This window comes from Bacteroidota bacterium, assembly GCA_039714315.1.
Taxonomy (GTDB): Bacteria; Bacteroidota; Bacteroidia; order Flavobacteriales; family JADGDT01; genus JADGDT01.
In genome coordinates, this window is sequence record JBDLJM010000169.1 from 1 (window position 1) to 5,947 (window position 5,947).

General features: G+C 35.8%; 7 protein-coding genes. 3 read left to right on the forward strand and 4 right to left on the reverse strand.

The window, feature by feature from the left end; genetic code table 11:
• Positions 1–254 precede the first annotated feature (254 nt).
• Positions 255–1,316 carry an AI-2E family transporter gene (locus ABFR62_12635; GenBank protein ID MEN8139269.1) on the reverse strand — a complete coding sequence of 354 codons (1,062 nt, stop codon included), beginning with the start codon at positions 1,314–1,316 and terminating at the stop codon, positions 255–257.
• A gap of 205 nt (positions 1,317–1,521) precedes the next feature.
• Between ABFR62_12635 and ABFR62_12640 the strand changes: the two genes are divergently transcribed.
• On the forward strand, positions 1,522–2,571 hold the full coding sequence (locus ABFR62_12640; protein ID MEN8139270.1) for a uroporphyrinogen decarboxylase family protein: 1,050 nt from the start codon (positions 1,522–1,524) through the stop codon (positions 2,569–2,571).
• Between the two features lie 10 nt (positions 2,572–2,581).
• Here the strand turns inward: ABFR62_12640 and ABFR62_12645 are convergent, their stop codons facing one another.
• Positions 2,582–2,887 carry a hypothetical protein gene (locus ABFR62_12645; GenBank protein MEN8139271.1) on the reverse strand — a complete coding sequence of 102 codons (306 nt, stop codon included), beginning with the start codon at positions 2,885–2,887 and terminating at the stop codon, positions 2,582–2,584.
• Positions 2,888–3,092: 205 nt separating this feature from the next.
• Between ABFR62_12645 and ABFR62_12650 the strand changes: the two genes are divergently transcribed.
• Complete coding sequence (locus tag ABFR62_12650) at positions 3,093–3,581, forward strand: hypothetical protein (protein MEN8139272.1); 489 nt, start codon at positions 3,093–3,095, stop codon at positions 3,579–3,581.
• Between the two features lie 63 nt (positions 3,582–3,644).
• The gene (locus ABFR62_12655) at positions 3,645–4,463 is read left to right on the forward strand and encodes an alpha/beta hydrolase family protein (protein MEN8139273.1); all 819 of its coding nucleotides are present in this window, start codon (positions 3,645–3,647) and stop codon (positions 4,461–4,463) included.
• Positions 4,464–4,499: 36 nt separating this feature from the next.
• On the opposite strand, the gene ABFR62_12660 is transcribed toward ABFR62_12655, so the two are convergent.
• Together ABFR62_12660 and ABFR62_12665 are read right to left on the reverse strand one after the other, a co-directional pair.
• Entirely contained in the window at positions 4,500–5,678 is a 1,179-nt protein-coding gene (locus ABFR62_12660) for an HNH endonuclease domain-containing protein (protein ID MEN8139274.1), read from the reverse strand.
• A gap of 1 nt (position 5,679) precedes the next feature.
• On the reverse strand, positions 5,680–5,947 hold a 268-nt coding region (locus ABFR62_12665; GenBank protein MEN8139275.1), incomplete at its 5' end, for a hypothetical protein.

A 5,947-nucleotide genomic window follows, 5' to 3' on the forward strand; every position in this document is an offset into this window, starting at 1 on the left:
GAAGAACACTTTATATTCTTCGGTCTTAAGTCTCTTTTATCTTTCCTCTTTTATCTTTTCTCTTTTATCCTTCATCTTTCCTGCCTGACTGAGTCACGAAGGCAGGCATCTTTTCTCTTTTATCTTTTCTCTTTTCTCTTTTATCTTTTATCTTTTATCTTTTATCTTTAGCTCGCTGGCACTCCGTTCTTCAACGGTTCATCGGCTAAGCCGAGACACGGTGCTCGCTGAACCTCCTTCGTCGGTTTCCTCTTTCATCCCGTTCTTTCAACACCAAGCCAGTCAATAAAAAGAATATAGGTTACCGATAAAATTATTGCCCCTATAAACAATCCCACGAAACCGGAAGTGATAAATCCCCCCAATGACCCAAGAAAAACAACCATCATCGGAACAGACGAACCTTTTCCCATAATTATAGGCTTAACAACGTTATCGGCTAAAGTAATAGCTAAAATTAAGACAGACCATATACCCGCGGCAAACATCCCCTGCGTGTTGAACAGGTAGATTATTACGCCCAAAGATACCAGGGTGGGTCCCATTTGAATTATTATCAAAATCATGGCGATTAATGCCCATAGTCCGGCAAAGGGAACACCGGCCAACATGAAAACTACCCCCAGTAACAAAGACTGTACAAGCCCTACTCCAAATACTCCTTTGGACACACTTCTTACAGTATTTTCGATTATATCCAGCATGTTTTCACCGTCATCACCGGCAATTTTAATAAAGAACTTTGAAAATAAATCCTTTAAAGATTCTGAAAAATACAATAACACTCCGGAGATTATTACAGCTACAATAAATTGAATTATCCCTACTCCTATCCCCATCAGTGCATTGGCAAACCACGATACGGCCGACATTATTTCGGCTTTGTATTCGCCTAAAGACTCCATTAATACCGATGACAGACTTCCCCATACCAGAGCTATTTTATCACCCAATAACGGAATGGCCCTGATTTTATCCGGTAAGGGCGGCAATACCAGTTCAAAATCCTCACTGTTAATATTCAAAGAACTTATACCTCCAACCAGCGACTCTATCAGCCATCCGCTGGGGATAAGAATTAACAGTATTCCCAATAAAGAAATAATTACAGATGCCATTTTGTTTTTTCCTTTCAGCTTTTCCCTTAATTTATCATACACAGGATAAAGCGTAATTGCAATTATTCCACCCCATACAAGCAGAGATACAAATGGATATATAATTGTAAACGACCACGAAAAAACAACTGCTATCAGTGCTATTTTTATCAGTAGGTTAATCAATGACTGGGTTCTGTGTTTACTTTCCGCTTCCATATTAATAAATTTCTTATTTACTATCTAAGATAAGTAAAATAATGACTCAATATATCACTGTCCTGGTGAGTTGATGTTCTAATGGATTTGTATGAAAATTTACTCTAAAGGAATGTGTGATACTGTGAAGAATATTTATCAGCAAATAATGGTAAGTTCAGTAACTTAGCATTATTATAATTTAGCCTTAAATATTTTAGCACTTATGAAGACCTATTATAAAAGATCAGATAATTTTGAACCGGACTTTAACAATCTTTTAAAGGTGCTCAACAGGGAGGTTCCTAACCGACCTACTCTGTTTGAATTTGCATTTAACAACAGAGTAAACGACAAACTTTCGGCCGATTATAAAGGAGATGATAAAGACAGGCTTTTTCAATTTAAGAAACTGATTAATTCTTTTATAAATGCCGGTTACGACTATGCGACAATCTCGGCATGGCGAACAAATACATTAAGCTTTCCCAAAGGCGAGATTGAAGAAAAAGAAAGTCACTCGCTAAATGCAGGAAATATGATTAGTGACCGGGAGAGTTTCGAAAAATACCCCTGGCCCGATGCCGAAAAGGGAGATTATTACATCTACTCCGACCTAAAAGAAGTACTTCCGGAAGGCATGAAACTTATTGCCTCGGGAAATGGAGGATTATTGGAAAATGTAATAGACCTTGTAGGTTTCGAAAACCTGAGTTATATGACTCTTCTCGACGAAGATCTGACAAGCGATATTTTTGATGCTGTTGGTTCCAGGCTTTTGAGGTTTTACGAAATAGTAACGCAGGTAGATACAGTTGGAGCATGTATAGTAAATGACGACTGGGGATTCAAAAATCAAACCATGTTTTCGCCCGAAATGCTGAGGAGATGGGTATTCCCATGGCATAAAAAAATAGTTGAAGCTGTACACAAATCTGGCAAAAAAGCAATTTTGCATTCATGCGGAAAAGTAGATGATGTTATGGACGATATTATCGACGACATGAAATACGATGCAAAACATTCGTACGAAGACCTCATAACTCCTGTGGAGGAAGCTTATGATCTATGGGGCGACAGAATTGCAATACTCGGCGGTATTGATATCGACTTCCTGGCCAGAAAAACACCGGATGAAATAATAGAAAGATCAGTTACTATGTTAAAAAAAGCAATGGAACGCGGTGGCTATGCACTGGGGTCGGGAAACAGTATCCCCGATTATATCCCCGACGAAAATTACATTGCAATGCTGTCGGCGGTAAACAGGATTTAGCATCCCGGTTTTACCATTTCCCGTAAAACTTAGAAATGTCGAAATAGTAATCCACCTGTTCACCATCAGGCTTCTCTAAAGTTAAAATATCATAAGGTTTCTTTTTTTCGAAAACCAGAGACTGTCGTAACATATTACAATTGTGGCAATCTTTTCTAACATATTCATATTCTTCAGAAACGGAAGATACAATAATTGCTTTTTCGAAGGAGCTCCCATCGCGCTCTGCACTTCCTAATGTAGCGCTCTTTGATGCTCCACAGCCGCTAATAAACAACATTACAACAATAGTAAGCAGTGAGATGATTTTTTTCATTTTCTGTTTAAATTAAATCTTTCCAGCTCAAATATATACCATCTCAGGATTTATAATAAAAATAAATTAGCTTTATACAATCATTCTGCAAAGAATAAATTAACACAATATGCCTCTAAACTTAAACGCTCTGATCAGATACAGGCAAATTGACAGGTGCTTACGTAATAGCTTTATTAAATGCACTATTAAACGAATGCAGGAAATGTGTTCCGAACAGTTGAAGGCATATGAAGGTTTAAACGAAAATATTTCGGAAAGCAGTATTCATCGAGATATCGAAGTAATGCGGGGCGATTCACTTGGCTTCAATGCTCCTGTTATTGGGAATAAAGACATGTATCGTTATAGTGATAAAAATTATTCGATAGTAAATTCATCAATCTATGATATGGCTCTTTTAAAAAGGGTGATGTATTTGTTATTGGAAGAAAAAGACAACAAAGCCTATCTAAAACTTCAAAAAGTATTATCCGACATTTCCGATATAACCGGAATAGAATTTATCGCTGCCGAATACGACCATACAGATCAGGAAGATTCTGACATAGATATCGGCGCTAAAGAAAGTTGTTACATCGAAAATTTTGCTCCTTCATCTTCTTTTACCGATTTTCATGAAGCCCCTGAAGAAAAAGAAGAAGAGGGTTTATATAGCTGGAAAAAAATACTGGATGCTATAACGTTTGGCTAATAACCAAAAATTAAAACTCAACAATACGAATCTAAACAAGCTACTTTATAAAATAAACTGACTATGACTGTTCTAAGAAAATTATTAATCATTTTACTGCTTGGTATAGGGGCTAATCTTTTTGCTTCACAGGTTGACACCTTAATCATTAAAAGCAAAATAATGGATAAAAATATCTCCAACATAGTAATTTACCCCGACAGCCATGAAAAGCAAAAGGATGGTTTACCGGTACTTTACATGCTTCACGGTGCCGGCGGCAACTATCTCGATTATATTTCGCGAAATCCCGACATAAAGAAACTTTCGGACATATATAATATTATTATAGTATGCCCCGACGGAGGTAGTACAAGCTGGTACTTCGACAGCCCTATCGACCCCGGATACATGTACGAAACCTATGTTTCGAAGGAACTTGTAAATACTGTTGATGAAAAGTATAATACAATAAAAAATAAAAGCGGCCGTGCAATAATGGGCTTAAGCATGGGCGGACACGGTGCTTTTTATCTCGGCATAAGGCATCAGGATATATGGGGAGCAATTGGCAGTATGTCGGGAGGTGTCGACTTCAGACCTTTCCCCGAAAACTGGGATATCAAAAAACGTTTAGGCAGATATTCCAAAAATAAAGACCTGTGGAATAAACATACGGTTACCAACATGATTGATTCTATAGGCGAAAATATGGTGATAATTATGGATTGCGGTTACGACGATTTCTTTTTCGATGTAAACAGGACTTTTCACAATAAGCTCCGTGAGAAAAAAATTGCACATACCTATATAGAACGACCGGGAAAACACAGCTGGGAATACTGGAATGAAGCTATTAACTATCAGGTATTGTTTTTTTATGAATACTTTGTAAAGCATTGAGGAGTGACAATGGGAGTTAATGGGATCTCTAATTTTCTACTTCTCCCACCCCTCAACACCTCTAACATCAATAAAAAATTCAGCTTTTGATTTTAGGGCATTTAATGTTGAGGTCTCCCAATTCGTAGAAGAATCAAAATTCAGGTTTGGAACAAGCGAGACTCGAACCTCATCTTCAAAACTTTTATTAAAAAACTCATGGAGTTCTCCCCAATAATCCACGATTATATCTTTTCGTTTTTCAATTAAATCAGGTGTTGGAATTTTATCACTCTTGTTTCCATTTACTTTTTTCAATGCCGGAAGTAAATTCCAGATATCATTGTTTAGGTAGTGGGCAAAAGGTAATACATGATCAACATTCAATTTATTATCATCAAATCTTTCATCAATTTTTTTACCACTCCAAACACAAAACAACTCATCTTTCTTTTTGTAATAAGATTCAACAAGTTTAGTGTCACGTGAAGAACCTGGATGAACCATTAATCTTTCGAGTATGTATCCTTTTTTGATTTTATTGTTTTGATTTTTAGATGTTTTTACAATGAAGTCAGCCCAGTTATTTATAATTGAGTTTCTGCCGCCAATGAAACCACCCATATATTTCAATACAATGTAGAAATCGTAAGGAATACTAACATGTTTCAAATTATTAATTAAAAACCCAGAATTAATCCGTTCTCCTTTTTTAGCAACGAAGCGATTCTTCCCTTCCGGTTTGCTATAGATAGAGTAGTTGTTTTGAGAAAAAGAATTACCAAGATACTTGATTGGCCCATTTTCAATAGCGGAATAAAGACTCTTTATTAATTTAGTTAAAATCGGATAAATATCTTCAGGTAAATTATACTTCTTATATGATTGATAAAAATTCTTGAAACCTCCATATTTTGAATATGACTTAATCAAATTCTCAAAATCAGCTCTAAAAGCAATATTTTTACCTTTCTCTCCAATCGGTGTTTCTGCATCAAGTTGGGGTAGAAATATATCTGATTCTAATAAAGGATAATAATACCACAACCATTGCTCCACCAATAATCCCATTGAAAAGCTAACTCTATTGTGAAGTTTATCTTTGATAATATGTTGATCGTAGTAGCTAATAGCATCAATTGTAGCTTTTATCAATGCAAATTTATATGTAGCTGTTTTAGCATCTCGCTCCAATATTTGACTAACTCTTATAAAACTTTCCGTATCTATTTTCATGCTATGCTTTCGTTTCCATTAAAAAAGAATACCATTTAATTTCCCTTCCCGATGCATCGTAATTTTCTATAATATCATTTATAATAAAATTGCTTTTTTCGAATATATTAATCCAATCGTTCTTGGAAAAATTTAAAAAAAATCGCTCATCGTTTTTTAACTCTCTATCTCCTGAAACTGAAATGTAAACCGGTGATTTTGGAACTAAGACCTCATTAACTTTTTGAAGTAAAATCACTAAATCTTTCTCTTCGAGATGCATCATTGTA